Consider the following 23,730-nt stretch of genomic DNA (forward strand, 5'->3'; position numbering starts at 1 on the left):
GACGGGCGGGCAATGCCCTAGCGGGGCAGGCCGGTCGGCCGTGCGGACCGGAGCCGGGCGAGCGGGGGGAGCGGCTCGGCGGGCGAGCCGGGGTCCTTCTCCCAGGGGAAGTGGACCCAGTCCGCCACGTCCCAGCCGTACGCATCGACCGGGAAGGCGGCGCCCTCGTTGCGGCACAGCACGGCGGTGCGGACCGTGGGCGCTTGCGGGCGTCGGGCGAGGGAGCCCACGAGAGCCTCCAGCGTCGCGCCGGTGCCGCAGATGTCGTCGACCAACAGGAGCCGGCAACGTTGAGGGAGATCGGCGAGGGCGCGTTCGTTGTGCTCAACGTCCAGTGCGACGCGGCCGGTTGCGCTCTGCCGGATCTCGTCGCTGGTGTTGTGCCGGGCCCGCACGATGACCGCGGGGACGTGGAGCTGCTCGGCGACCAGCTCGGCCAGTTCGACGCCGCCGCGCGCGATGCCGGCCACCGCGTCCGGGGTGTGAGGGCGCTCGTTGTGGGCGATGAGACAGGCTGCGGACAGGAAGTCGTTGCGGGTCAGCTGCCAGATGCGGCGGCCTTGGAAGACACGGGCAGAGGAAGGAGTCACGGCCAGCTCCAGGAGGTCAGGACGGCATGGATGTCGTCGTGTCGGGCCATCGGGTCGGTGATGACGTGGGTGACAGGCAGCGGCAACGGGCCCAGCGCCTCCACGTAGTCCGGCTCCATGAGCAGCAGCGCCTCCCGCGCGGGGTGCCGGGCGAGGTGGGTGGCCAGCCGGCCCGGCGCCCGGCGGCGCACGATGGCCGCCCGCTCGGCGGTCATCGGCTGCTCGTAGGTGGAGATGAGGGTGTCCGCGGTGATCAGCCCGTGGAGCGCGGAGAGCACCAGAACGCGGGAACGATGAGCGGAGCTGCGCGTGACGCGGTCCTTGACCAGGGGGACCACCCAGCCCTGGTAGAGGTCGAGGGCAGGCACGGGAGCGGAGGTCACGGCCTTCTCCTTGCAGCAGGCCACGATCACCAGCCCCTCGCACGCCATGCGGTCACCGGCCACGCTCGTCACCCCAGATCAGCACGTGCAGCCGGGTACTCAGGTGCCAGCCGCGTTCACTCACCGGCCCGGCCAGAGCCCGCATCCCGGCCAGCACCGCATCGGCGGTGGTGCCCTCCGGCATCACCCAGACCGGATCGAGCCCGTACGCCGTCTCCAGCGCCGAGATCTCCGCCAGCTCGACCGACGGGTCCTTCACAACGAACTTGAACCGGGCCAGGCCAGACTCCTGGAACGCCCGCAGGGCCGCGGGGACGATGCGCTTCCCGTGCGGCATCCCGGCCCCGAACACCGACAGTTTCGGCGACACGTTGAACCGGACGCCGGCGTCGACCAGTTCCCGGGGCGGCACGAGCGTGCCGTTGGTCTCGAACTCCACGTCCTTGCCCGCCGCCCTGAGGCCCAGGGTGAGCGGAACCACGTGGCGGTGCAGCAGCGGTTCACCACCGGTGAGGACCACCAGCTTCTCCGGCCGCCCCAGCGCCCACGCCAGCAGCTCACCGACCACCTCGCGCCGCGACTCCCGGCGCAGGTCGAAACGGCTCGCATCCCAGGTGTAGGGGGTGTCGCAGCCGCGGCAGGACTCGTTGCAGCCCGCGAACCGCACAAACATGGCGCCCACGCCCGTGCTGGGGCCTTCGCCCTGGAAGGTGCCGGCGAACTTCTCGGTGACCGGCAGCGTGTCGGCCGCGGAGGGCAGCGTGATCTCAACGTCCGTCATGGCGCCGTCCTTCGAACTCGGCCCAGCTGGTCTCCGTCTCCGACACCCGCACCCGCACGCCGCGCCCGCCAGGGCGGAACACCCCCCAGTCCTCCAGCCAGCGCACAAGGTGGTGGGCCAGCAGTTCGGACGTCGGGTTGAACTCCACGGCGTCGTTCAAGACCTCGCCGTGGAGCGTGGTTTCGAGGTAGCGGCGCAAGAGCCCCGGCACGCCGGCAGCCCTCGCGCCATCGGCGCCCCCGGGCGGGATGGTCACCAGGTAGGAGTGCCCGTGCAGCCGCCCGCACGGGTGATCTGCCGGCAGGCCGGCCAGACGATGGGACGCCTCGAAAGACGCCGCGGCGCCGGCCGGAGGTGCTGGCGGGCGGCCGGTGCGGATCCGTATCCCTTCGAGCACGGCGGTGACCTCACCGGGCAGGTGTCGCTGGGCCCACTCGGTCAGATAGCGCCCCAGGCCCTCGTCGCTCGCGTCCGGCACGACGTCACTGAGGTACCGGTGATCGAGGACCTCATCGATGTGCCGCTTCACACCGGCCAGCGCGCCGAAGTCGACGACGAAGCCTTCCTCGGACAGCTGCGGGGAGGCCATGACCGCCTCGGCCACGAACGAATGCCCGTCGAAGCGCCCGTCCACCGTGCGCGTCGCCTCGAAACGGAAGGTCTTGCCGATCCGCCAGCTCCCGCCGCTCATGCGACCTCACCGCGCTCCGCGCCGGCCGCGTAGGCGGTCGGATCGTCCAGCCCGGCAGCGGCGAACGCCTCACGGCGCTCCACGCACGTCCCGCACCGCCCGCAGTGCACGGCGCCGCCCTTGTAGCAGGACCACGTCAGGGCGAACGGCACGCCGAGCTGGTGGCCGCGGGCGGCGATGTCGGCCTTCGTCCACTCCAGGAACGGCGCTTCCAGGCAGAAACCGTCCGCGAGGAACCCTTCGTTACCGGCCCGGATGGCCAGCTCGGCCTGCCGGTAGAACAAGGGCCGGCAGTCCGGGTAGATGGTGTGGTCGCCCGCATGCGCGCCGTAGGCCACACAGTGCGCCCCGCGGGAGACCGCGACTCCGGCCGCGATACTCAGCATGATCATGTTGCGGTTGGCGACGACCGTGGACCGCATCGTCTCGTCGCTGTAGTGCCCGTCGGGCACGGGCACCGTGTCGTCCGTCAGCGCGGACCCGCCCAGGAGACGTCCGACGCCGGTGAGATCCACGATCTCGTGGGGCACCTCCAGCAACGCGGCGATCTTCGCCGCGAAGTCCAGCTCGACGTGATGGCGCTGTCCGTAGTCGAAGGACAGCATGGTCACCGCGGTGCCCCGGCTTCGGAGCTCGTAGGCGGCCACCGTGCTGTCCATGCCGCCCGAGGCGATGAGCACCGCTTGACGCGGCGGGTTTTCCTTCATGATCGTGTGCCCTTTCCAAGATCCCGGCCGGTGGCCGGGCAGTAGCGGAACTACGGGGCGAGCAGCCGTTGGCACGGCTGAAGGGAGGCGGCGACCGGCCAGCGCCGGCGCGGCGCCATCGCCGCCTGGTAGTAGTGAGCCGCAACAGGGCAGGATGAGGCATCCGTGAGCGGCACTCACTCACGCTCACCTTCAACTCCGTTGAGAAAGTGGATATATGGGGGACCAGTCCGAGACCGAGCGGGAGACGTTCGCCGCTGAGCTGAAGCGCTTCCGCTCCATCCGAGGTCATTCGAAGGCGGGGCTCGCCAGAAAGCTGGGCATCGACCCGTCCTATGTCAGCCACCTCGAAGCAGGCCGTGAGCACGGCAGCTCCGCCCTCGCACGCCGCATGGACAGCGAACTGGCGGCGGCCGGCGCAGTGTGGGAAGCCTGGCAGCGCGACGACGCAAGCACCGCCCCCGAGATCAAGCCCGCGGGCCTCCCGGCGCCCACGGGCCTCCTCGTCCTGGAGGACGCCGCGGACCTGCGATATGACGGGTCGACGTACCACCTGCGGATGCGGCGCCTGCTGCGCAACACCGGCGACGAACCCGTCACCCGCTACCTCGTACGGATCGCGGTCGACCGGTACCCGGGCGACCCCGAACGCTCCAACGCCCACTACCGGGCACAGCCGCTGACATGGGAGGAACTGCAGCTCGAAGCGCACTGCGGCCCCGAGGCGATGGGCTGGATCGTCAAGCACGACCGCGACGCGTTCAAAGAGGTGTGGCTGACCTTCGCCAACAACCAGGCCCGCTACCCGCTTTACCCCGGGCAGGAGGCAGAGATCACCTACTCCTATTCCGTCAGCGCCGACAAATGGGGGCCCTGGTTCCAGCGCGCGGTCCGCGTACCCACCCGTGAACTGAGCGTGTCCCTGACCTTCCCCGCCGCATCCGAACCCACCGTCTGGGGCACCGAAACCTCCCTGACCGCCGACTTCGTACCGGTGCGCACGCCACCCGCACAACGAGCGGACGGGGATCGGACGGTCTTCTCCTGGACCACAAGCAATCCCCAACTCCACGCCCGGTACCGCCTGGAATGGCGACTCAAGTCCCCCGACCCCGAAGAGAGTGAGCCCGCGCCCATGAACCCCCTGGCGCCCAGCACCGCCATGGCCGACGCCGGCATCGTCCAGGACGGCGACCCGCTCCTGCACGCCACCGCTCGCCCGTTCACCCTCCCCGCCGAAGCAGACGAGGCCCAGCGGGTCGTGGCCGAAATCTTCGAGGCCATCGACCGGGTGCGCCGGCTGCACGTCTTCGGGAAGGGCATGGGCCTTGCGGCCTGCCAGATCGGCATCGACCGCGCCGCCGCCGTCATCATCCCGCCCCAGGACGGCGCCGACCCCGTCGTGCTCCTCAACCCCGTCATCGCCGAAACGTCGTCCGACGAAGACGAGCAGTACGAGGGCTGCCTGTCCTACTTCGACGTACGGGGACTGGTGCCGCGACCGCTCAGCATCCTCATCGCCCACACCGAACCCGACGGAACCCAGCGCCTCACACGCTTCGAGCGCGGGCTCGGCCGCCTTGTACTCCACGAGGTCGACCACCTCCATGGCACGCTCTACCGGGACCGGATGCGCCCCGGCGTCCGCCCGATCCCTGTCGAGGAGTACCGGGGGACCGGGCAGAGCTGGACATACCGCTGAATCCGGCACTCCAGCCGGTCAACTCCCCACCACGGCGGGCGAGTGCAAGCACGGGAGGGGTGCCGGTCAGCGCGTTCGTCAGCCTCGACCGCACCAAAGAGGCGCTGGCCGGCCGGTCGTCGCTGTACGCGGCGAAGCAACGCTGCGCGACGACGGCGAGCTCTTCACACAAGGCGTCTTCCCCCACCCCTGTGCCGGACGGCGCGGCTGCTACTCAACGGCCGGCACCGCCGTGGGCGCGTGGCGGCCTTCGAGGTAGACCGGTGCTGCCGCGGCGCCGGACATCACCTTCAAGGCCGCGGTGAACAGCGCCGCGTTGGTGCCGTCCATGAGAGCGGGGGCGTGGTCGGGGTCGACCCATTTCCAGCCGAGCAGTTCGCGTTCGGGGACCTGGATGCGGTCAACGTCCTGCGGGGCGATGGTGGCGGCGAAGAGGAACAGGTGGCACGGGTAGGGGTTCTTGTATGTGCCCAACTGGCCGCCGGGAAGCCACTGCACGACAAGCAGACGCCCCGGGGTGACCGGCACTCCGGTCTCCTCCCGGGCCTCCCGTTCACAGCACTGGAACGGGGTCTCGTGCTCGTCGGTCTTGCCTCCCGGAGCAACCCAGTACCCGGTGCCCGCGTGGTGAACCAGGAGCACCTTCCCGTCCCCCCGTTGAATATATGCGGCGGATGCGGAGGTCACGATTGCCCGCTGCGGCCGAGGGACACCTTCGTCTGATTCGCTCATCGTGAACGCCTTCCATTCTCTAGAGACCTGTCTCTGCTTCCAGAGCAGGCGAGTTGTCGTTGCCGAGTCGAACCAGGGAGCGACTGTCTGACAGCGGCGGTCCGGCGAATCAACGGGGTGTGCGCGAGGGCCGATAGGTAGGAGGCACGGTCGAAGCTCGCCGCTGTCTGTGGTCGGCTAGCCGGTTCACCCGTGGCCATGGGCTGGCGGGCTATGGGCCGGCGTTGAGGTAGTTCCAGCACCAGCCGAGGTGTACGGCGTGGGGGGAGTTCTTGGCGCCCATGCGCTTCAGCAGCCCATAGCGGCGCGCGTGGGTGTTCATGGTTTCGCCCGCCGCTATCAGCCGCAGATACCGCACGTCCTCCTCGGGGAGGTCACACCGGGGCGGGCCGTTGTCCGCGGTGAGATATCCACGCGCGTGGGAAATGTGCACCAGCGCAGGAGAATTGCGGGCATCGAATTTACGCCGGAGAGTGGTCGTGTATCTGTTCAGCACGGAGGCAGACACGTGGAACGACAGCGCCATTTGCCTGATGGTGTAGCCACTCGCTAGACAGATCAGGACGTCCTTTTCCCGTTGCGTCAACTCAACGGAGGGAGGCTTCATGAGGCGACTCCACGGTGGTGACCGGTGCGGTCCTCCTGCGCGGACTCGTCGGCGACAGGGGGGAATTGGACGAGGTAGCGGTGGGGTTCGTCCGCTCGCTCGATGGCGGCAGACAGCAGCCGAGCTGTCTCCGCGCTCACGGTGGCGAGAGTGATCTCGTGGTCGCCGGGGCATCGCGAGCAGACGGGGTCGGCGGAGGCCCCCACCCGGCGCCCGGCGATCTCCGTCAGGAGACGGGACAGCCTTTCGGCCAGGGTGTCCAGCTCGGCCCAGCCGCCCTGGTCGAGGCCGGCAACGCCGCAGTCGCCGCCGTGCAGCACCTCGACGAGGGTGACTGCATCTGTGGCGCTGATGTTCCCGATCGAGACATCGCGCTCGCCACGGCGGATGCACAGGTTCTCCGCGCTGATGCCGGCCGTCGTCAGGGCGGTGCGCAGGCGGTGGGCTGCCGCGTCCGGTTCGGGCAGGCTGCGGATCAGCAGCTCCGTGAGGCGGTGGGCGCACTGGGCGGACTCCAGGTCGAACCGCAGCGCAGGGTCGAAGGGGCGAATCAGGGTGACCTGCGCGCGGATGCCGTGGTCCAACAGGTCACGTTGCAGAGCACCGGCCACGTCCGGCGCGGGCAACGCGCTCGCGTCATCGGGGGCAAGCGGCAGCAGACCATCGCGCACCGCAAAGCTCACCGACACGGCGGGCTCACCGGCGGTCCAACCGATCCGCTCCCAGAACGGAATGAGGCCCGCTGCGCTCAGCGCGGTGCCCAGCGCCTTGCACGCACGGCTGCGCTCTTCCTGGACATCGTCCGGCAGGAGTTCTTGGGGTGTCGTCATCGGTGTTGGCCGTCCTGTTCGGGCGCGGTGGTCGCGTGGCCCCATGCCGTGGGCCGGTTGATGTAGAGCCCCGGGCCAAAGGCACCGTCCTCGTCGTGGCGAAGGAAGTGCTGGTCCAGCAGCCGCCGGCAGCCACGCATCACTTCCTTGCTGCTCAGGCCGTGCGCCCAGGCCAGGACGCCGACGGGCAGCGCCGCGTCGGCGCGGTAGTAGCCGGAGATGATGCGTTTACGGATGGTCTGGTCGAGCAGCAGGTCGTGGGGGTGCAACTGGTCCGGGGCCAGGACCAGGGCGCCGGCTATGCCGGGAGTACGCGTGGCCACAACTCCTTCGGTGTCCAGGGTCCGCAGCGCGGTGCGCACGTCCAGGGCGGTCTGCCGCAGCGTGACTGCCAGCTCGGTATCGCCGGGGAGGCGGTCGCCCGGAGAATAGGAATCCTGGATGTGCCGGCGCAGGGCCGCCAGCGCCGAGGCGAGGCGCGCTGAGGCATCATCGCCCACAAAGTGGGCTGATTTGAGGGTGCTCGCGCTCATCGGGCGGCCTCCGTGCGCCTAGCCGAGCGTGTGTCGCCGCCCCGCTTTCGCATCACGACGCCTGAATTCCTCAGCGCCCGGTGTACACAGCCGTATGACCGGCCCGTGTGCGCGACCAGGGCGCGGATGGAGTGGTCTCCGCGGTAGGCGGCGGCAACGCTTTCCTCGAACTGGAGCAGCCGGTCGCCGTGGAGACGCGTCTTTTTGCGGAAGACGGGAACGGCGCTCAGAAGCAGGGCGGGTGAGGGCGCGGTGGACATGGTCTCCCTTACAGGTTGGTTTCGGTGGCAAAGTTCGTGGGTGCGAAACGTCGGTCAGTGGTGGGGGCCGCTCGCGCCGATCGCGTACAGCACGCCGATCACCGTGAGCGCGAGGACGGCCTGGGCCCACAGACGGCGGCTCCGGCGGACACTCAGCGCCCGGACGAAGCCGCTCCGCTCATCGGTCCGTTGGCCGACGGGCATGTCGTCTCCCCTCGTGAGGCACCAGGGACGCTGGCCGGCTGGAGCGGCGGGGTCAGCCCAGGCGTCCTGTGATGTGGATGGGCCCGGAGTGGTGCGGGGGCGGGGTGGTCGACGCCGTTCCGCGAGGCGCGGGCACCGCCGGGGACGCGTCCGGTGTGCCCGTGAAGTAGGCGTAGCCGAGGGCGACAGTGAGGACCGTGAGAACAGCACCGACGCCCGCGGCCTTCACGAACGGTTTCGTCTGCTCCCACCAACTCGGGTTGGTATAACGGGTGGTGAGCCATTGTTCGGTTTCCACGGAGGTCCCAGGTCAGGCGAGGTCGGATCGGATACGGGAGTGGTGGAACGGGCCGGCCGTCAGGCGGCGAGCGTCAGCTCGCGGCGCAGGATGCGGCGGCTGAAGACGGCCAGGACGAGGGCGTGGTCGGACGCCGCCAGGACGTCCTCGTTGATGACGACACGCACGCGCTTCAGCGCCGCAGCGAACTCGGGTGTGGCGTACATCCTGTCGATCCGCAGCATCGGCCCTTGATCCCGGCGCCACAGGGAGGCCGTGGGCGCCAGCGCCTCGCGCTGGCCGAGGACGGTCGCGGCGTACCGGGCGAGGTCGATGAACAGCGGCTGCCCGTTGTGCGGGCGGGTGAGGATTTCGTCCGGCCGGGTGTCGGTGACCCACTGCCCGTCGCGGTGGATGGTGCGGTGCTCGACGTGCGTGCGGTCGTGGACCCTGTCCCACTTGACGAAATGAACGCCCTTGTCGCCGGAGTTGAAGTCGCCGGCGACGAGGGTGGCCTTGCCCGGCGAGCGCAGGGTGGTCACCCGTCGCGATTCCTTCGCGCGCTGGTCTCCGCAGTAGTAGCAAAGATGCGTCGAGTTGAAGGAGATCTCCTTCTCGGCGCCGACAAGGCGGACGAGCGCGCTGCACAGGGGAATCGTCATGCCGTTGGCGTGCTCGGGCTCTGCGACCGGGGCGAACAGCAGCGGGTTGGTGTAGATGCCGGTCGCGTTGCCCGAGTCCGGATTCGGCGGGGCGAGGAAGGAGGTGAAGGCCGGCCCGTGCTCGCCGCCGAGCACCCTCGCCTCCGCCAGCGCTGCCCGCTTCCCCTTCAAATGGGCCCCGGTCAGCTCCTGGCGGAGCAGGACGTCGATGCCCAGCTCGCTGAGCACACGCATGCCATGTTCCCGGCGGTGGCTGTCGCCGTTGTGGTCCTGGCCGTTGCGCTCAAAGTTCCATGAGGCGACAACGATCTCGTCATCGTCGAGCTTGGTCAACGCTCCCCCTGGGATCGGGTGTTGGTGATTTCGTCGGCGGGCGGCGCGCCTCGCGTGGTGGCGGCCGGGTGGTTCTAGGCCGCAGTCATGAGGTTGTTCAGGTTGACGGTGGTGCAGCCGTGCAGGGTGACGACATCGCGCACCGCGAGAGTCCAGCGGAAGCGCGGATCGTCGAAGGACACCTGGTCGAAAGGGTCGCCGCCGGAGGGAGGGAGCGGTCGGAGGGTGGTGCGGTCGTGCACGATTCCGCCGACACCCCACAGCGGCGCTGATCGCACCAGCGCCAGCGTGTATCCCCGGCGCAGGTGCGGGCAGTCCCGCACGGCCTCCTTGGCGCACGCTGCGTGCACCGGAGGGGATGTGGTCCGCTCGCCCTCGCGGATCGGGTGCCCGTCCGGGGCGCGGACCAGAAACAGGAAGCGCTCCTCCTGCCGGTCGTAGCTGGCGTCGTACGTCGTTCCGCCGCAGATCTGGCAGAGCATGTGGGACATGCACTGCCGCTGGCGCAAGGCGTGTACGGCGTCCAAGGTCGGTTCGCCGGTCCCGCGGACGGCCGGCATCCGGGCCCACAGCGCGCCGTGGCGGACATCGACGTTGGTGACCTCGTCGGTGTAGCCGAGGCGGGCGCGGGTACCGTCGTAGCGTCGCTCGAACTTGCCGGGCCGCCGCACTTCACGGGACCACGGCGCGATGTACGGAACACGCAGTTCCTGCCAGTAGAACTGCTTAGGGCTCATGCGGTGCTCGCCTGTTGCGCCTCGACGGCGGGACGGTGCGGCGCGATGACCTGCCCGTCCGGCAGCAGCTCGCCGGTGTCCTCGAAGAGGAGGACGCCGTTGCACAGCAGGCTCCACCCCTGTTCCGGGTGCTGGGCCACCGGGTGCGCGGCCTCCCGGTCCACGGCGGATGCCGCCGGGCAGGGCGGCTGGTGCAGACACATGGGAAATCTCCTCAGCGGTGCAGGTACGGGTGCGGGTGTGTGTGGGCCGGCCGCCCTCCGCCGAGGGCGGCCGGGGCGCGCGCTGCCGCAGCCGTCGCACAGGACGGCCGGGTCGTCCGGCAGCGGTGCCGCCCCTTCGCCGGCACGGGCCCGGCGGCACGACAGCGCGGGCCTGGGCGGGCGAAGGGCCCAGTTGGAGGTCATCTCGGCGGGGGACGGGGGAGGTGCTACCCCGCGGAGATGACCGTTCAGGGGCAGGCCCTCCGGTGGAGGGCCTGCGGGGTTGCCCGGCGCCGAGGCCCGACGGCCTCCCAGAGCACTTGAAGCCTCGTTTTCTCGGCGCCGGGCGTGGAGTCGGGACTGCTGCCGTGGAGAGCCGTTTCTCAGGGCAGACCCGACGTCTGAGGTGGGAGCGAGCGTCATGCGTCGTCTCCCATCAGGTCGAGGAGGGTGACGATCGCCAGGGCGTACCGGCGTAGGTACGGCAGGGCCTCGGCGGGGGCCGGCTCGATGTGGCGCAGGGCGAGCAGGTGACGCAGTTCCTCTGCGGGGTACGTCGTGACGCGGTGCGGGACCACTTGCATGAGCTGGCGGGTGGCCCGGTGGAACCGGTCGGTGATCCGCGCAACCTCCTCCGGAGGCAGCGGTGTTGTCGCCCCCGGACGGCGCCGTCGCCGGGGAAGGGGGAGACCAAGGCGGACCAGGAGATCGTCGACTTTATGGCCGTGCTCCGCGGTGGGGGCGGGCCGGTCGCTCAGGACCTCGTCGAGGATGACGATCAGGTCGTTGCTGATGCCGTCGGCCGCGAGGGAGCGGGACAGGCTGTGAACGAGTCGGCGCACCGCCTGGTCCTGGGAAGAGACCGGGCGCCTGAGCAGTTCGGTGGCGGTGGCGACGTCGACGGCGACCATCACGGCCTCCCTGAGGGGAGGCGGAAGATGCACCACGTCGTCTTGCCACCGTCGCTGACGCCCCAGTTCTCCGCGAAGGCGGCGACGAGGAACAGGCCGCGGCCCGACACATCGCCCTCAGCGGCCAAGCGCAGTTCGGCCGGGGCCGGATTCCCATCACTGACGGCGATGCGCAGCAGGCCGGCGCCGACGCGCTCAACCTTCAGCACGACATCTCCGAAGCCATGCTGAACCGCGTTGGTCGCCAGCTCGGAAACGGCGACCACGATGTCCTCGGCCAGCGCACAGGGGACACCCCACATCCGCAGGCGCGCCGCGGTGGTCCGGCGCACGAGGACGACGCGGGCCGGGTCCGGGGCGAACGACACCGCGAAGCCGCAGAACTGGGACATCGGTCGCTTCGGGGCCGCTGCGACAGCGGCTGCGGTGGCGGTCACCGCGCACCGCCCTCGGCGGATGCGAAGGAGCGCGGCGACTCCGCACTCTCGGAGGCGAAGGAGCCGATACCCAGGGTGTTATCCAGCGACCCGAGAGAGCCGCACACTGCCGGCATGTCGGCTGAGGGGGCATCGTCGTCATGCGGGACCGCTTTGGGGGTGCTCAGGTACTGGGCCATCGCGAAAGTTCCTTGTCGTGGGGGCGTCACACACTCAGCGCGAGATCACTCACGGCTGCGACTGAACATCTCTCTGTGGCAATCGAGTTGGAGTATGGCCTCGTACCTCTCTTCATGTAACGCTCACGGCGCAAGTGTCCGCATGAGCGTTGCGAGGAGGGGTGGTACTGCCGTGGTGGCCCAGCTGTTCCGCCGTGTAACTTCCTTGTGGCTGCTACGAGGCCGTGCGGAGACTGGAAGCACTCGTTCAAGGGAGCATTGCCATGACGACAAGGCCGACGATGCCAGCCAAGACGGCCGAGACCGCTGAGGCATCCGGGCCGACAACACGTCGGCGTCAACTTGCTGTTCGTTTGCTGGCGCTGCGAGAAGCGCTAGGCATGACGGCGGAAGAAGCGGGCGAACGAGCTGGTGTGTCGAAGGCCACCGTTAGCCGCTACGAACGAGCCAAGGGCAACGTGCGGTGGAATCAGGTCGACCAGCTCTGCCGCGTATATGGCGCGCCGGACGAAGAGCGCGAGGCATTGGTATCCCTAGCGAAAAACAGCAGAGCCACCGATGCGTGGTGGGTGCCGTTCGCTGCCAAGTTGCCCGATCAAATGCGGATGCTCCTCGCACTGGAGAATGAGGCATCCCGCATCAGTCACCACGCGGTGGGCGTAGTCCCGGGGCTTCTCCAGACGTTGGATTATGCGCAGGCGATCAAGGCGACGCCAGGGAATACCCTCCCGCCGCAGGACCTTCAGGACTACCTGGCCGTGCGTATGCAGCGCCAACAGATCCTCGATCGCGCCTCACCGCCCAGATATCACGTGGTCCTGGACGAGTCGGTGATTCGTCGCGAGGTAGGCGGACCGGAGGTGATGGCCGGCCAACTCGACCACCTCCTGGTCCGGAGTTTGGAGCCGGACATCAGCATCCAAGTGTTGCCCTTCTCGGCGGGCGCGTACAGCGCGGCGCTAAGCAGTTTCATCGTTTTCGGCGGTCCGGACCCATCGTTGGACGTCGTCTTCATTGAGAACCAAATTGGCTCGCTGTTCTTGGAAGAGCCGGAGGCCCTGGAAGAGTACGCAAGCGCCATCACTTTCCTGCGCCAAGAGGCGCTGGACACGACGTCCTCGGCTGAATTGATCGCCGAGGTCAGCAAAATGCACCTGCATAAACGGAAGTAGCGAGGAAATATCCGTGGCCGAATACCCCAAGTCCAAGTGGTTCAAGAGCAGCTACAGCGGAAATCCCCAAAATGAGTGCGTGGAGTGTGCGAACCAGCCCCACGCCTTTAAGGTGCGGGATTCGAAGAACCCCAAAGGCCCAAGCCTGAGCTTCACCCATGCGGCCTGGGACGACTTCACCGGGGCGCTGCGCGACAACGGCTTCGTCCAAAGCTGACCTGCCTCACATCGCCGCTCCGGCCTGAGGCCCTGACCTGGGGTACGGGCCGGAGCGTGCAAGGACTCACTGATCTCGACGATGGCCCGCCCGCCGTACTGGTCAAGGCCCAGGCGGTGAACTGAAGTCTAGACGTGGGGCATTGAGTGGGCTAGAGCTGAACAGAATCAGGAAGAACCCGCGTTACTGGGCAGTGATGCGGACAGTCCGCGTTCACCAACGTTGTCCGCATCAGGGCGTCGAAGGGGGAAGGCATGCCGCAGAAACCACGTCCCTTGGACGACACGAAGTCCGTACGTGCCTGGTGGGGCATGGAACTCAGGAACTGGCGCAACGTCAGGGGCATGTCCTCAAGAGCGTTAGGGCTGAAGGTCCACCTCAGCGGCACCACGATCGAGCGCATCGAGAAGAATGAGCGTCCTTGCGACGCCGCGCTGGCGAGTAGGTTGGACGATGCGCTGGAGGCAGGCGGAGCCCTGCGGCGACTGTGGCGTTTCGTAGAAGAGGATGCGGACAGGAGGCGCGCCAATGCGGACAGCCCCCCTACCACTCATGTGACGGACCGCATCGCTGCCGAGGCCATGGGCATGCTTGACGCGGACCAGCCCGCCCTTCTGGATCGGAGCCCGTCACCCATGGAACGCCGATCATTCCTCACCGTCGGGAGCCTCGCCGCCGTCGCCCCCGGATCATTCGCTGACCTAGTCCCAGAGCTCGGCCAGACACCGCTCCCCAAGTTCGTCCGTCCTGAAGACATCGAACAGGTAAGGGCCGCCTCAACCACCCTCGCCAGATGGGACAATCTCTATGGGGGCGGCGGCATCGTCCGCAGCTCTCTGGTTGGCCAGTTGACGTGGGCCAGGGGCCTGCTCGAAGTCCATTACCCCCCAGTGCTGGAAGCGGAACTCTTCTCCGCAGTGGGACGCCTGTCCATCGTCATGGGGGCGAGTGCGTTCGATGCTTACGAACATAAGGACGCAGTCCGGCTCCTGCAGTTCGGTCGGCAGTGCGCCGAACAGGCGGACAACTGGCATCTTCGGGCGAGCGCCCTCAACTGGCTGGCACGGCAGGCGATCTGGTGCGGCGCGCCTGACACCGGATTGACTCACGCCGAAAATGGATTGGTGCGCTCCGATCGCCTCACCCCTCGCGAACGAGCGATGCTTCACAACGCCACCGCCAGGGCGTGGGCGAAGATGCAACGTCCGCAGGAGGCCACAACCGCGATCGGCCGTTCGGACGAGATCTTCAGCCGGGCCCAGGAGGGGGAGGACGACGTGTGGATGGAGTACTACGACAATGCGCAGCACCACGGAGACACCGGACACGCTGCATTCGACCTCGCGGTCCTGCCCGGACAGTCAGCCGTGATGGCCACGCACCGGCTCCAGACAGCGATCGATCAGCACACCGATGCGTACGTACGCTCGCGCGCCCTCTCAGGAACGAAGTTGGCCACCCTGATGATGGCGACCGGTGACCCTCAGCCGGCCGTGGTTACTGCCCACAAAGCTCTCGACGAAGTCGGACGACTGCGATCGAAGCGGGCGGTCCACGACGTCAAGAGCCTCGCCAAGGCATCTCTGCGATACGCCCGCAACCCCGCGGTGGCAACGTTGCGGGATCGTATAGCCGCTACCGTCATCGCATGATCGCCTCGCGAATAAGGGAGTCCTTCGCCGTACTACAAACCATCGTCGCAGCCGCAGGACTCCCAGCGGCCGGGGCGAAGCCCATACGGCTTGGTGAGAATGACCTGTGGCGATTGCCTGACGAGATCGTGGTTCGCATTTCACGCGTCGGTCAGGAGCACGTGGCAACCCGCGAGGTTGCCGTCGCGCGGTGGCTTGCGGACAACGCTGTGCCAGCAGTTCGGCCGCTGCCTGTGGAACAGCCTGTCCACGCCTGCGGCCGAGCCGCGACCTTCTGGGAACTTCTCCCACCGCATCAACCTGGCACGGAGGCCGATCTCGCGCCGTTGTTACGGCAGTTGCACGACCTGCCCAAGCCTTCCTTCCCGGTCGGGAAGCTGGACCCCTTCGTCCGAGTTGCCAATCGAATCTCCTCAGCGCGAACGGTGGGCGAAGACGATCGGCAGTGGCTTCTTCGTCGGCTGGAGGACCTTAGGCAGGAATGGGAAGCCCTTCCAGCAGGACGTCCAGCGTGCGTGATCCATGGAGATGCGTGGCGTGGGAACTGTGCGGTATCGGGGGGCGAGGCCCGGCTATTGGACTTCGAGCGCACGTCGGTGGGTCCTCCGGAGTGGGATTTGACGTCGACTGCAGTGGCGTACGACACGTTCGGCAGCCTGACCGAGGAGGAGTACCACACGTACTGCGAGTTGTACGGGTACGACGTCATGGCCTGGCCGGGCTATGAAACCCTGCGCGGTATCCGTGAGCTGCGGCTCGTGACCTTCGCCCTGCAGACCGCAGACTACGACTCGGCCGCGTTTGCGCAGGCGCAATATCGCATTGACTGCGTACGAGGCCGACGCGGTCCCCGCCCGTGGGGTTGGGAGGCGGTCGGGTAACCGCCGAGACAGATGCAAGGCGCCCCGTGATACGAGGCCATGAATGCTGGTCGCACCCTCGCCTCACTGAGCCCAGAGGAAGAGCTCACTCGCTACATCAGTGGCGGGAGGGTGCTTCGTGGCCAGTGTCCGAGCCAGAAGGCGGCGCTGGAGGGCTCGTTCTGGTGCTCGGTGGAGCCGTCGTGGGGGAGGTATTCGGTCGGGGCGATGTAGCCGTCGCCGGGGTCCAGGCGGATGCGAATGCAGGGCAGTTGGTGGCCAGCGGTGATGAAGGCCCGGATATCGTCTGTGTGCGGGTAGCGGCTGGTGTAGTCGTGGGGATGGGCGGCGCGGCACAGGGCTTTCGCGTTCGTCAGGCACAGGATGAGGTAGCGGGTGCCGGGGCCGAGGTTGAGGCACAGCCGTCGGCGGCCGGTGTCCTTGGCTTCGTAGGGCAGCCGGTCCCAGTTGTCCAGGTGCAGGCCGACGAGTTGACCGTTCGCGGGGTTGCCGGTGGTGGTGAGGGATCCAGGCTTGCTGTGGGCCTGGCCGAGGTAGGTGGTGTCTGAGCCGCCCAGCTCGGCCCCGTAGTCCGGCAGCGCGTCGGGGCCGGCGGGCGGGGGCGGCTTCACGATTTCCACGAGTGTCCTGCTCGCGCTGCCGGGCTCGGCCGCCAGCTGCCTGCCGATGGCCGCGGGCAGCGGGCGCCACCGGCCGGAAGGGACGGCGGCCTGCTCTTCGTATCGTGGTTCGCGGCACGCCGTGCGGACGTTGGCTATCTGGCAGCGGGTTTGTAAGGCGGCGAGGTCGGTGAGGGCGATGTTCAGCGGCATGGCGCCTCCGGTGTCAGTCGATGCCGTCGCCGTAGGTGACCGCGAGTTCGGTCAGCAGGGCCTGGGTCAGTTGCGGCTGCTGGGCGCGGCCGATGGTGATCCCTTTGAGGTGGGTGATCCCGCGCACTGTGGAGAGGTCGGTGTCGCGCAGGTCCAGATCGTGGTAGCGGCCGGAGCGGAACTCGGTCTCGCGCAGGGAGCATTCGCGGATGACGGTGTTGCTGAGGTCGCAGCCGGTGAAGGACGCCTCGGCCAGGGAACAGCCGGTGAAGACGACGGGACCTGTCGCTCGGATCCGGGAGAAGGCGGTGTAGTCGAGTTTGCAGTTCTCGAACAGCACGTCGTCCAGAGCCAGGCTGGCGAGGTCGGCGCCCATGATCTTGCAGTTGCGGAACACGGCACGGCTGAGCTTGCTCTCGCTCCACTGGACGGAGCCGAGGTCGCAGCTGTCGAAGTCCACGGCGTGGAGGTTCACGGACTGGAGCTGGACGCGTGAGGCGCGCAGGTTGGTGATGCGGCCGGTGATCAGCTGAGTGTCGGCGAGGTCGAGGGCGCGCAGGCTGGCGTCGGTGTACTGGAAGTCCTGGACGTGGCCGCGGCCCGATTCCAGGCTCGTCACGTTGGACAGGTACAAGCCGGGCTCGTCCAGTGCGGGCAGGGTGAGCTGAAGGCGGCCGAAGGTACGGGTCTGCACGAGGAGGTCTCCAATGGTGGTGGGCGGGCGGGCCGCGTAGGTGCGGCCCGCCCGGCGATGCTGCTTAGCGCTTCTTGTTCCAGTTGTCCCAGGTGGGACGGTTGTCGAAGGTTGACGTGGTGTTGTCCCAGGTGGACCGGTTGTCGAACTCGGAGTCGAGCCCGAGATGGGGGTGGTCGGGGGTCAGGTCGATCAGCGCCTGGAGGGCGTTGGCCGAGGCGTGTATGCGGTCAGTGGCTGTGGGCGAAGGTATCGGCATGGCGGGTGACTCCTTCGAATAGAGCGATCTTCGAGGCGGTGCAGTAGCGGGTGCGGGTACCGTCCATCCGCCCGTCGTGCTCGAAGTAGCGGTTGGCGGGGTGGGCGCCGCCGCAGAAGGCGATGTACGGGCAGGTGGCCCGGCAGGCGTCGATGCCGCGCCAGAACTCCGCCAGCCACGGGGTGCGTTCCTCGGCCTGCTCCAGCAGCACGGCCAGGCCGGTGTCCATGACGTTGCCGGTGGTGAAGTCCCCGAGCCGCACGTCGTGGAAGCCGGCCAGCTCGGGGGAGAGGAGAACCACGCCTCCGTCGTAGGCGACGGTGGGCAGCGGATCCCACACCTGCTCCGCCGACAGTGGGGCAGTACCGCCATCCAGCACGGTGCGGGCGAACCCGAGCACACGGCTGATCTCCCGCACTTCCAGTACAGGGTGGGCGCGCCACGCGCAGGTGAGGGCTTCCCAGAATTCCGTCGCCCGTGCCGGCGGGCTGTCGGCGGTGGTGTTGACGCCTTCGTGCTCTTCGATGTTGACCCCGAGCGAGCGGCAGCCGAGTTCGACGAAGAAGTCGTAGAACTCCTGCGCGCTGGCCGGGTCGGGGTCGGAGACGACGGCGATGGCGGAGAACGGGATGCCGTGGCGCCGCAGCCGTTCGACGCCCCGCATGATCAGCCGGAACGCGGGGTGCCCGGCGCGGGTGACGCGGTGGGTGTTCATGGACGGAGGGCCGTCGATGCTGATGCCTACACCGACGTCCCGTTCCTTGAGGAAGGCGCACCAGGCGTCGTCGAGGAGAACGGCGTTGGTCTGCACCGTGTGCTTGGCGCCTTGGAAGGGGGCCATGAGTGCCGCCAGGTGGTCGCGGCCGACGGCCAGGGGTTCGCCGCCGTGCCATACGACCTCGAACCGGGAGTCGGCAGCTGCCCAGACGTTGACCGCTGCCGCGACAGCGTCTGCCACGGCCTGCGGCATGAGGTGCCGGAGCTTGCGGAAGGGCAGATAGCAGTAGGTGCAGTCCAGCGGCTGGCACTGTGTGGTCGGTTGCATGATCACGGATCGCGGTGCCGCCGCGAGCCGGCTCACCGGCGGTCCTGGAACCCGTGCACCGTGAGAGCTCGTGCGGCAGTGCCGTCACCCGGGCCCGCGAAGCCGCTGCCGTGAAGGGCCGCAATCGGTGTCGGGGAGATACTCACGGCTGTCGTGCCGGTATAGCGGGGAGAGTTCTTGGGGATGGTCACGCGTCACCACCGGTTCGTCGTGTCCGTCAGAGGTGAGGACAGCATCGGCAATCCGGCGGCCGGGTCTCAACAAATTTGCACGCGCTTGCACGGATTCATTCCAGGGCGTCGATGGCCTCGGTGATCAGCGCGCGGGCGGCTTTGCCGTAGCAGGCGAGGTCGGCGAGGTCGGCGAACATGCGGCTGTACATGGCGACTTCGCTGGGCTGCTTGATGGTGACCTGCGCGGTGGCCAGCTCGATGATGACCCGTTCGTCGTCGAAGATCCAGAATCCCTCCAGCGGCCACATGGTGCGGTCCGCGGTCATGGGGATGATGCCGATGCTGACCTGCTGGAGGACGGAGACGGTCAGGAGATGGCCGAGTTGAGGAGCCATGACCTCCGCGTCCCCGAACCGGGCGCGCAGCGCCGCTTCTTCCAGCAGGATGCCGAACTGCCGGTTCGCGTCCCGCAGGACCCGCTGGCGGCCCATGCGGACCTCGACCGCGTCCTCGGTGTCGTCCGGGATCCCCCAGTACCGGATGATGCGCCCCATCATCACGCGGGCGTAGTCGGGCGTCTGCAGCAGGCCGGGGATGACCCCGGGCTCGTAGACGCGGAAGTGGCGAGTGCGCTCGTACAGCGGCACGTGCGCTTCCTGAACCGGACGCAGACCCTCACCCTTGAGGCGCCGCCACTCGACGTACATCTCCTCGATGTTCTGCGCGGAGGCGAGGAGATCGGCCAGCTCCTTCGGCGCCCCGCACAGCTCGGCGTACCGGCCCAGGTCGTCTTCGGAAGGTGTGGTCAGGCCGCGTTCGATGCGCGAGACCTTGGACTCACTCCATCCGGCACGGGCCGCGAAGGCCCGTGCCGTCTTGAAGCCCCCCGCCTTGCGGATCCGGCACAGCCGGCTGCCCAGGGCAGCACGGGCTTCCTGGACGGCGGAGGAAGGGGACTCTCCCACAGTTCTTGTCGCTACCTCGTCACACGGTCGGCTGGTACTGTGTGTGGGGGACCGCCCGCTCCCACACGGCCTCGAACGCGCTCGTGCACAGGCCGAGGACGCTCTCGTCCCGGGTGAGTTCCATCCAGTCGGGGGCCGGCTCGCCGTCGCCGTCGAAGTGCAGGACCAGGACCAGTTCGTTGTCGAACACCCAGAAGTCGTTGCCGGGCAGGGGGATGCCGGTGGCGCGGCGGCGGGGCAGCCAGCGGATGTTCTCGCCGGCCTTCACGTTGGCGTCCGACACGTAGTGCTCGAAGCGGATGTTGTCCGACTCGGGCACGGAGACCACCCGGGCACGGCGGATGGCGACCCCGCGGCCGGTGGCGTCGGAAACCCATCGCAGCCAGTTCTGGAAGTCGGCGTCATCACCCACCGGGTCGGTCAGCGCGCCCTGCTTCCAGGCGGCGAACGCCGGGTCGGAGGGCATGTAGCCGTCGCGCATCTCCAGGTGCACGGCCGAGACCTTGGCCGAGCCCAGCAGCTCCTCAAACGTCGGCACCGGCATCCCCTGGCATCTCCTGGAAGAACTGGACCATCCGCCGGGGAATCTCCACGACATCCTCGTGTGCGGGAAGGTCGAGCTGGCTCAGCCGCTCCTGGTCGGCGACCTTCAGCCCCTGGACCAGATAGGAGTCCTTGGCCTCGTCCAGGTAAATCGTAGGTGAGCCGCCCGACTTGCTCTCCGGGTCCTTGCCGAGCATCCGCAGGGCCATCTGGTCCTCCTCGTTCGAAGCCGACGATCTCTCCTCAACAGCTTGGCACCGAAGGCACCGTCAGCGCACGGAACTTGCACGAGCTTGCACGCCCGCCCGGCCAGGCGCACGCGAATCTCGGCCACCTTCCTTGTGGTCCGTGCGAACGGAAATAGCAGTCGTCCGGGCCTGTCGGCCGGACCGGGAGTTCCTGTCATCCGCGACGAGAGGTTCTCAGCGCCTGCCCACGTGTGCTTCGCGACGATGCCCGTGGCCGCGGGGAGGCGGGGGAGCCTGTGGGTGCGGACAGTGTCCAGCTGTCGCCTGGGGCGCGGTGGTTGACCGCGCGGAGCCCGTTCCGGGTGATTTCGAGGCCGAGATCGGGCAGGCCGGGACTTCCGTGCTTTCGCCAGCGGTCCAGCGCCTCCTCGACCTCGTCCCAGAGGCTGCGCGGGCCCCATTGGTAGACCACGTGCGGGGCCGTGGAGAAGACCACCGCTCGGGACGCTGCGGCGTCGTGCAGGCGGACGTGGTCGACCGTGCCTTGCTCGAACAACTCCTCCCGCACGATCTCCTCCATGCGCAAGGGGGACTTCACAAGGCCCACGTATGCCTGAGCACCGCGGCTGCCGGCCAGGAGCACGGGGTCCACGACGGCCGCGCTGGTGCGCGGCCTCTCTCCGCCGGCGATGCTCAACTGGCTGGCCGGCCGGTGGCCGTAGGCCCAGGGGAAGAAGGCGGGGGCGTGGAAGGTGCCGGCGGCTGACTGGCGGTCGTCGGCAACCGTCAGGGTGATCAGCCCGCATGAACGGAACGGCAGGCTGACCAGCCCTCCGGGACCACTGCGGCCGATCAAGGTCCAGGGAACATCGTGCAGGGCGCAGGTGACCAGGATCCGATCGAACGGTGCACGGCCGACTGCCTCGCGGAGGCCGTCGGCACGGAGGATCTCCGGGCGATAGCCCCGTGCGTCAAGGAGCGCACGGTGGATGTCGAGGGTCTGCTGGTTGATCTCCACGCTGGTGACGTTGCGGGCGCCGGTCATCTCGCAGAGCAGGGCGGTCGTCCATCCGGTGCCGATCTCCAGGACCCGCATGCCAGGACGCAGATCGAGGTGGGCCAGCTGCCGGGCCACGGTACTGGGCTGGATGCCGCATGCGGTCACCCGGCCCGCACCACCGCGGTCGCCGCCGTCGAGCTGCGTGACGACGCTCTCGTCGGAGTGAACGAGGGAGTACCAGCGGGCAGGATGCCTGCCCTGGTCGATGCGGCGCCAGCGGCGGTCCCGCTGGCCCCAGAGCTGCGGGGGGACGAAATGCCGACGCGGCGCCTTGTCGAACACGGGTCGCCACCGCGGGGTGAGGGCCCCGCTGCCGGCCATCTCGTCGAGCAACTCCTCGTACCTCACCGCGATTCCTCTCCTCCCACCGCTGAACACCCGGGACGCGGGTGCTGACGCAGAGAAGGAAGCTACGGGGTAACTAGCCGTAATCGCCACAAACTTGCACGCCGTTGCACAGGCCCGTCGAGCGTCGCTTCCGGGCTTGGGACGTACCGCCGTCGGCAGGTGGCATCACCGGCCGCCCTGACACGGGACAGAGCCCGGAGCAGCTCTATGCCGCTACGACGCTGTCGCCGCCGCCGGGGTGAGCCGCTGTCCGGACTGCAGGTAGGTAAGGTGTCCGGCATCGCCCGAGACGGGCTCCGGTTCTGCCGCGGTCACAGGCAGCGCGAGCCGCCCCCCGGCCACCCGCCGGTGAACAGCGCGCCCGCTCCGACCGATTCCGCTCAGGCGGCCAGGCCAGCACCTGCCGCCTCCGGCCCCAGAGGCACCCGTGACCAACCTCCCCACCCCCAGCCGCACCATCATCGGCACCCGCACGTCGACCATGGCCATGACCCAGGCCGCCCACGTCGCCAGCCTGCTGAAGGACGCCCACCCCGCACTCGCCACCCACTTCGCCGAGATCACCACCACAGCCGACCGGCACACCGGACCCCTCGACACCGTCGGCGGCAAAGCCGCCTGGGTCCGCGAACTCGACCAAGCCCTCATCCAGGGACGAGCCGACATCACCGTCTCCTGCGCCAAGGACCTCCCCGGCCCCCACGAACGCAGCAGCCTCGTCGAAATCGGCGCCGTCCTCACCCGCCAAGACCCCCGCGACGCCCTGGTCCTGCCGGCCGGAACACAGCCCACCACCCTCGCGGAACTCCCCGCCGGCACCATCGTCGGAACCATCGCTCCCCGGCGCACCGCCCAACTCCGCGCCCGCCACCCCCACCTGACCGTCACGCCGATGCGCGGCAACCTCGACAGCCGGATCGCACGGCTCGACGCACCCGGCACCGCTCCGCGCCTCGACGCCCTCGTCGTCTCCCACGCCGGCCTGCAGCGCATCGGATTCGCCGACCGCGCAGCCGAAGTCCTTCCCGTCGACGACTTCCTGCCCGCCACCGGCGCCGGATTCGTGATCGTCGAACACCGCGCCGGCGACGCCCTCGCGGCCCAGCTGCTCGCCGCCGTCAACGATCCGGCAGCGGCACGGCTGTTGCGGATCGAGCGCGGCGTCCTGGGCGCCCTGGGCGGCGACTGCCACACCGCCTGCTCCGTACACGCCGCCTACGACGAACCCGGCACCCACGTACGCGTCGAGGCGTTCGTATTCAGTCCCGACGGCGAGCACTCCGTGGGTACGACGGTCGTCCAGCCGGTCGGCGACGACCAAGTGGTCGTCGACCGCGTTGCCCAGCAACTCCACGACCGAGGAGCCGAAGAGCTCCTCAGCGCCGGGTAACTCTCCGCCATTCCCGCCGGTGCCCAGGCTGCCGGCCGACGCCGTGTCCGGGCGCTTCTGGAACCGGGTGCACCCGGGATGTTGCCGGGCGACGTTTGCTGTGGCCTCGTGGCAGCAGCTGTTGCTACCGCGGGTTTCTGATGTTCGTGCAGAAGTCCACTCTATGGCGGGGGATGAGGAGCGACTGTTTGAGGTGTCGTTCACGCTCGTCTTGCCAGACGTTGAGCAGGAGTTGTGGGTCTGTACCGCTGATCTGCGCGAAGCGGGAGATGAAGAGCCTGCTGGGGCAGCTATTTCCGGACAGGAAGTCAGCGACGTCGCTCGGAGTGAAGCCGGTCCTGCGCGCTACCTCCTCAGCGGTCAGGAGGGCCTGCAGGCGGATCTGCTTCAGGACGGCTCCGATGTGATGCGGTGTCTTATGCATGTGGGCTCCAGGCGCGTGGCAAGGAGTGGTGCGGGGGGGCGGCGGGGGGGGGGCCCGCCCCCAACTTTTTGGGGGTTGGGGGCGGCCCGTGGGGGGGGGGGGGCGGTGGAGTTGGGGAACAACCCCGGGGGTGTTTACAAATATTTTT

32 protein-coding genes and 1 pseudogene are annotated in these 23,730 nt (G+C 68.6%); 6 read left to right on the forward strand and 27 right to left on the reverse strand.

The genetic code is table 11. The features are described 5' to 3' along the window. Positions 1-17 precede the first annotated feature (17 nt). From ACIBK8_RS32955 to queC, 5 genes are read right to left on the reverse strand one after another with little or no spacing between them, the layout of a single operon-like run. Positions 18-590: a phosphoribosyltransferase gene (locus ACIBK8_RS32955; RefSeq protein WP_399046038.1), complete on the reverse strand. Its 573-nt coding sequence runs from the start codon at positions 588-590 to the stop codon at positions 18-20. Then, positions 587-1,036, reverse strand: coding sequence for a DUF6884 domain-containing protein (locus tag ACIBK8_RS32960; protein WP_399046039.1), 450 nt, complete (start codon positions 1,034-1,036; stop codon positions 587-589). Before ACIBK8_RS32960 ends, ACIBK8_RS32955 begins: the two co-directional genes overlap by 4 nt. Continuing rightward, positions 1,026-1,754: a 7-carboxy-7-deazaguanine synthase QueE gene (locus ACIBK8_RS32965; RefSeq protein WP_399046040.1), complete on the reverse strand. Its 729-nt coding sequence runs from the start codon at positions 1,752-1,754 to the stop codon at positions 1,026-1,028. The genes ACIBK8_RS32960 and ACIBK8_RS32965 overlap by 11 nt, the downstream gene beginning before the upstream one ends. Then, positions 1,741-2,445 (reverse strand): 6-pyruvoyl trahydropterin synthase family protein, encoded by a 705-nt coding sequence (locus tag ACIBK8_RS32970; protein WP_399046042.1) that lies wholly within the window; start codon positions 2,443-2,445, stop codon positions 1,741-1,743. Before ACIBK8_RS32970 ends, ACIBK8_RS32965 begins: the two co-directional genes overlap by 14 nt. Further along, positions 2,442-3,152 carry a 7-cyano-7-deazaguanine synthase QueC gene (gene queC, locus ACIBK8_RS32975; RefSeq protein ID WP_399046044.1) on the reverse strand — a complete coding sequence of 237 codons (711 nt, stop codon included), beginning with the start codon at positions 3,150-3,152 and terminating at the stop codon, positions 2,442-2,444. Before queC ends, ACIBK8_RS32970 begins: the two co-directional genes overlap by 4 nt. Before the next feature lie 217 nt (positions 3,153-3,369). Here queC and ACIBK8_RS32980 point away from each other — a divergent pair, with 217 nt between their 5' ends. Further along, positions 3,370-4,854 (forward strand): peptide deformylase, encoded by a 1,485-nt coding sequence (locus tag ACIBK8_RS32980; RefSeq protein ID WP_399046046.1) that lies wholly within the window; start codon positions 3,370-3,372, stop codon positions 4,852-4,854. Positions 4,855-5,064: 210 nt separating this feature from the next. Here ACIBK8_RS32980 and ACIBK8_RS32985 read toward each other — a convergent pair whose 3' ends face one another. The 13 genes and pseudogenes from ACIBK8_RS32985 to ACIBK8_RS33045 form a co-directional block, all read right to left on the reverse strand. After that, positions 5,065-5,586 carry an NUDIX domain-containing protein gene (locus tag ACIBK8_RS32985; protein ID WP_399046048.1) on the reverse strand — a complete coding sequence of 174 codons (522 nt, stop codon included), beginning with the start codon at positions 5,584-5,586 and terminating at the stop codon, positions 5,065-5,067. Positions 5,587-5,797: 211 nt separating this feature from the next. Continuing rightward, complete coding sequence (locus tag ACIBK8_RS32990) at positions 5,798-6,019, reverse strand: hypothetical protein (protein ID WP_399046092.1); 222 nt, start codon at positions 6,017-6,019, stop codon at positions 5,798-5,800. Positions 6,020-6,022: 3 nt separating this feature from the next. Beyond that, a pseudogene (locus ACIBK8_RS32995) lies at positions 6,023-6,193 on the reverse strand (LuxR C-terminal-related transcriptional regulator); the annotation flags it as partial. Further along, entirely contained in the window at positions 6,190-7,023 is an 834-nt protein-coding gene (locus ACIBK8_RS33000) for a hypothetical protein (RefSeq protein WP_399046049.1), read from the reverse strand. The gene ACIBK8_RS33000 and the pseudogene ACIBK8_RS32995, both read right to left, overlap by 4 nt. After that, positions 7,020-7,556, reverse strand: a complete 537-nt coding sequence (locus ACIBK8_RS33005; RefSeq protein WP_399046050.1) for a GntR family transcriptional regulator — start codon at positions 7,554-7,556, stop codon at positions 7,020-7,022. Before ACIBK8_RS33005 ends, ACIBK8_RS33000 begins: the two co-directional genes overlap by 4 nt. Continuing rightward, the gene (locus tag ACIBK8_RS33010) at positions 7,553-7,816 is read right to left on the reverse strand and encodes a helix-turn-helix domain-containing protein (RefSeq protein ID WP_399046052.1); all 264 of its coding nucleotides are present in this window, start codon (positions 7,814-7,816) and stop codon (positions 7,553-7,555) included. The genes ACIBK8_RS33005 and ACIBK8_RS33010 overlap by 4 nt, the downstream gene beginning before the upstream one ends. Before the next feature lie 54 nt (positions 7,817-7,870). Further along, the gene (locus ACIBK8_RS33015; protein WP_399046053.1) at positions 7,871-8,020 is read right to left on the reverse strand and encodes a hypothetical protein; all 150 of its coding nucleotides are present in this window, start codon (positions 8,018-8,020) and stop codon (positions 7,871-7,873) included. Positions 8,021-8,072: 52 nt separating this feature from the next. After that, a complete protein-coding gene (locus ACIBK8_RS33020; protein WP_399046054.1) occupies positions 8,073-8,318 on the reverse strand; it encodes a hypothetical protein in 246 nt (81 codons plus the stop codon). Positions 8,319-8,377: 59 nt separating this feature from the next. After that, positions 8,378-9,292: an endonuclease/exonuclease/phosphatase family protein gene (locus tag ACIBK8_RS33025; protein ID WP_399046056.1), complete on the reverse strand. Its 915-nt coding sequence runs from the start codon at positions 9,290-9,292 to the stop codon at positions 8,378-8,380. Between the two features lie 74 nt (positions 9,293-9,366). Then, complete coding sequence (locus ACIBK8_RS33030) at positions 9,367-10,029, reverse strand: hypothetical protein (protein WP_399046058.1); 663 nt, start codon at positions 10,027-10,029, stop codon at positions 9,367-9,369. After that, positions 10,026-10,232 carry a DUF5999 family protein gene (locus tag ACIBK8_RS33035; protein WP_399046060.1) on the reverse strand — a complete coding sequence of 69 codons (207 nt, stop codon included), beginning with the start codon at positions 10,230-10,232 and terminating at the stop codon, positions 10,026-10,028. Before ACIBK8_RS33035 ends, ACIBK8_RS33030 begins: the two co-directional genes overlap by 4 nt. Positions 10,233-10,651: 419 nt before the next feature. After that, positions 10,652-11,143: a hypothetical protein gene (locus ACIBK8_RS33040; RefSeq protein ID WP_399046061.1), complete on the reverse strand. Its 492-nt coding sequence runs from the start codon at positions 11,141-11,143 to the stop codon at positions 10,652-10,654. After that, positions 11,143-11,535: an ATP-binding protein gene (locus ACIBK8_RS33045; RefSeq protein ID WP_399046062.1), complete on the reverse strand. Its 393-nt coding sequence runs from the start codon at positions 11,533-11,535 to the stop codon at positions 11,143-11,145. The genes ACIBK8_RS33040 and ACIBK8_RS33045 overlap by 1 nt, the downstream gene beginning before the upstream one ends. A 487-nt stretch (positions 11,536-12,022) precedes the next feature. Here ACIBK8_RS33045 and ACIBK8_RS33050 point away from each other — a divergent pair, with 487 nt between their 5' ends. The 4 genes from ACIBK8_RS33050 (at position 12,023) to ACIBK8_RS33065 (ending at position 15,681) form a co-directional block, all read left to right on the forward strand. Continuing rightward, positions 12,023-12,931, forward strand: a complete 909-nt coding sequence (locus ACIBK8_RS33050; RefSeq protein WP_399046063.1) for a helix-turn-helix domain-containing protein — start codon at positions 12,023-12,025, stop codon at positions 12,929-12,931. 13 nt (positions 12,932-12,944) lie between these two features. Beyond that, a complete protein-coding gene (locus ACIBK8_RS33055; protein ID WP_399046065.1) occupies positions 12,945-13,148 on the forward strand; it encodes a DUF397 domain-containing protein in 204 nt (67 codons plus the stop codon). Between the two features lie 275 nt (positions 13,149-13,423). Beyond that, on the forward strand, positions 13,424-14,800 hold the full coding sequence (locus tag ACIBK8_RS33060; RefSeq protein ID WP_399046067.1) for a helix-turn-helix domain-containing protein: 1,377 nt from the start codon (positions 13,424-13,426) through the stop codon (positions 14,798-14,800). Continuing rightward, positions 14,797-15,681 (forward strand): phosphotransferase family protein, encoded by an 885-nt coding sequence (locus tag ACIBK8_RS33065; protein WP_399046068.1) that lies wholly within the window; start codon positions 14,797-14,799, stop codon positions 15,679-15,681. Before ACIBK8_RS33060 ends, ACIBK8_RS33065 begins: the two co-directional genes overlap by 4 nt. Before the next feature lie 92 nt (positions 15,682-15,773). Here the strand turns inward: ACIBK8_RS33065 and ACIBK8_RS33070 are convergent, their stop codons facing one another. From ACIBK8_RS33070 to ACIBK8_RS33105, 8 genes are all read right to left on the reverse strand, one after another. Continuing rightward, the gene (locus ACIBK8_RS33070; protein WP_399046070.1) at positions 15,774-16,493 is read right to left on the reverse strand and encodes a hypothetical protein; all 720 of its coding nucleotides are present in this window, start codon (positions 16,491-16,493) and stop codon (positions 15,774-15,776) included. A gap of 13 nt (positions 16,494-16,506) precedes the next feature. Then, positions 16,507-17,187: a pentapeptide repeat-containing protein gene (locus ACIBK8_RS33075; RefSeq protein ID WP_399046072.1), complete on the reverse strand. Its 681-nt coding sequence runs from the start codon at positions 17,185-17,187 to the stop codon at positions 16,507-16,509. Between the two features lie 64 nt (positions 17,188-17,251). Further along, positions 17,252-17,446, reverse strand: coding sequence for a multiple cyclophane-containing RiPP AmcA (amcA, locus tag ACIBK8_RS33080; protein WP_399046073.1), 195 nt, complete (start codon positions 17,444-17,446; stop codon positions 17,252-17,254). Next, positions 17,418-18,491 carry a radical SAM protein gene (locus ACIBK8_RS33085; RefSeq protein ID WP_399046075.1) on the reverse strand — a complete coding sequence of 358 codons (1,074 nt, stop codon included), beginning with the start codon at positions 18,489-18,491 and terminating at the stop codon, positions 17,418-17,420. Before ACIBK8_RS33085 ends, amcA begins: the two co-directional genes overlap by 29 nt. Positions 18,492-18,777: 286 nt before the next feature. After that, the gene (locus ACIBK8_RS33090; RefSeq protein WP_399046077.1) at positions 18,778-19,629 is read right to left on the reverse strand and encodes a helix-turn-helix domain-containing protein; all 852 of its coding nucleotides are present in this window, start codon (positions 19,627-19,629) and stop codon (positions 18,778-18,780) included. Between the two features lie 19 nt (positions 19,630-19,648). Next, positions 19,649-20,173 (reverse strand): DUF6879 family protein, encoded by a 525-nt coding sequence (locus ACIBK8_RS33095; protein ID WP_399046079.1) that lies wholly within the window; start codon positions 20,171-20,173, stop codon positions 19,649-19,651. Continuing rightward, on the reverse strand, positions 20,154-20,381 hold the full coding sequence (locus ACIBK8_RS33100; RefSeq protein ID WP_399046081.1) for a hypothetical protein: 228 nt from the start codon (positions 20,379-20,381) through the stop codon (positions 20,154-20,156). Before ACIBK8_RS33100 ends, ACIBK8_RS33095 begins: the two co-directional genes overlap by 20 nt. Positions 20,382-20,574: 193 nt before the next feature. Continuing rightward, the gene (locus ACIBK8_RS33105; protein WP_399046083.1) at positions 20,575-21,768 is read right to left on the reverse strand and encodes a hypothetical protein; all 1,194 of its coding nucleotides are present in this window, start codon (positions 21,766-21,768) and stop codon (positions 20,575-20,577) included. A 427-nt stretch (positions 21,769-22,195) separates the two neighbouring features. Here ACIBK8_RS33105 and hemC point away from each other — a divergent pair, with 427 nt between their 5' ends. Further along, positions 22,196-23,158: a hydroxymethylbilane synthase gene (gene hemC / locus ACIBK8_RS33110; protein WP_399046085.1), complete on the forward strand. Its 963-nt coding sequence runs from the start codon at positions 22,196-22,198 to the stop codon at positions 23,156-23,158. 124 nt (positions 23,159-23,282) lie between these two features. On the opposite strand, the gene ACIBK8_RS33115 is transcribed toward hemC, so the two are convergent. After that, entirely contained in the window at positions 23,283-23,582 is a 300-nt protein-coding gene (locus tag ACIBK8_RS33115; protein ID WP_399046086.1) for a helix-turn-helix domain-containing protein, read from the reverse strand. Positions 23,583-23,730: the final 148 nt, after the last annotated feature.

It is taken from the genome of Streptomyces sp. NPDC050161 (assembly GCF_044460025.1).
Lineage (GTDB): Bacteria > Actinomycetota > Actinomycetes > Streptomycetales > Streptomycetaceae > Streptomyces.

Bases quoted from the DNA above. Each gene is read 5' to 3' on its own strand.
- ACIBK8_RS32965 (WP_399046040.1), bottom strand. From the start codon at position 1,754: ATGACGGACGTTGAGATCACGCTGCCCTCCGCGGCCGACACGCTGCCG.
- ACIBK8_RS32970 (WP_399046042.1), bottom strand. From the start codon at position 2,445: ATGAGCGGCGGGAGCTGGCGGATCGGCAAGACCTTCCGTTTCGAGGCG.
- queC (WP_399046044.1), bottom strand. From the start codon at position 3,152: ATGAAGGAAAACCCGCCGCGTCAAGCGGTGCTCATCGCCTCGGGCGGC.
- ACIBK8_RS32980 (WP_399046046.1), top strand. From the start codon at position 3,370: ATGGGGGACCAGTCCGAGACCGAGCGGGAGACGTTCGCCGCTGAGCTG.
- ACIBK8_RS32985 (WP_399046048.1), bottom strand. From the start codon at position 5,586: ATGAGCGAATCAGACGAAGGTGTCCCTCGGCCGCAGCGGGCAATCGTG.
- ACIBK8_RS33000 (WP_399046049.1), bottom strand. From the start codon at position 7,023: ATGACGACACCCCAAGAACTCCTGCCGGACGATGTCCAGGAAGAGCGC.
- ACIBK8_RS33005 (WP_399046050.1), bottom strand. From the start codon at position 7,556: ATGAGCGCGAGCACCCTCAAATCAGCCCACTTTGTGGGCGATGATGCC.
- ACIBK8_RS33010 (WP_399046052.1), bottom strand. From the start codon at position 7,816: ATGTCCACCGCGCCCTCACCCGCCCTGCTTCTGAGCGCCGTTCCCGTC.
- ACIBK8_RS33015 (WP_399046053.1), bottom strand. From the start codon at position 8,020: ATGCCCGTCGGCCAACGGACCGATGAGCGGAGCGGCTTCGTCCGGGCG.
- ACIBK8_RS33030 (WP_399046058.1), bottom strand. From the start codon at position 10,029: ATGAGCCCTAAGCAGTTCTACTGGCAGGAACTGCGTGTTCCGTACATC.
- ACIBK8_RS33035 (WP_399046060.1), bottom strand. From the start codon at position 10,232: ATGTGTCTGCACCAGCCGCCCTGCCCGGCGGCATCCGCCGTGGACCGG.
- ACIBK8_RS33040 (WP_399046061.1), bottom strand. From the start codon at position 11,143: ATGGTCGCCGTCGACGTCGCCACCGCCACCGAACTGCTCAGGCGCCCG.
- ACIBK8_RS33045 (WP_399046062.1), bottom strand. From the start codon at position 11,535: ATGTCCCAGTTCTGCGGCTTCGCGGTGTCGTTCGCCCCGGACCCGGCC.
- ACIBK8_RS33050 (WP_399046063.1), top strand. From the start codon at position 12,023: ATGACGACAAGGCCGACGATGCCAGCCAAGACGGCCGAGACCGCTGAG.
- ACIBK8_RS33065 (WP_399046068.1), top strand. From the start codon at position 14,797: ATGATCGCCTCGCGAATAAGGGAGTCCTTCGCCGTACTACAAACCATC.
- ACIBK8_RS33070 (WP_399046070.1), bottom strand. From the start codon at position 16,493: ATGCCGCTGAACATCGCCCTCACCGACCTCGCCGCCTTACAAACCCGC.
- amcA (WP_399046073.1), bottom strand. From the start codon at position 17,446: ATGCCGATACCTTCGCCCACAGCCACTGACCGCATACACGCCTCGGCC.
- ACIBK8_RS33085 (WP_399046075.1), bottom strand. From the start codon at position 18,491: ATGCAACCGACCACACAGTGCCAGCCGCTGGACTGCACCTACTGCTAT.
- ACIBK8_RS33095 (WP_399046079.1), bottom strand. From the start codon at position 20,173: ATGCCGGTGCCGACGTTTGAGGAGCTGCTGGGCTCGGCCAAGGTCTCG.
- ACIBK8_RS33100 (WP_399046081.1), bottom strand. From the start codon at position 20,381: ATGGCCCTGCGGATGCTCGGCAAGGACCCGGAGAGCAAGTCGGGCGGC.
- ACIBK8_RS33115 (WP_399046086.1), bottom strand. From the start codon at position 23,582: ATGCATAAGACACCGCATCACATCGGAGCCGTCCTGAAGCAGATCCGC.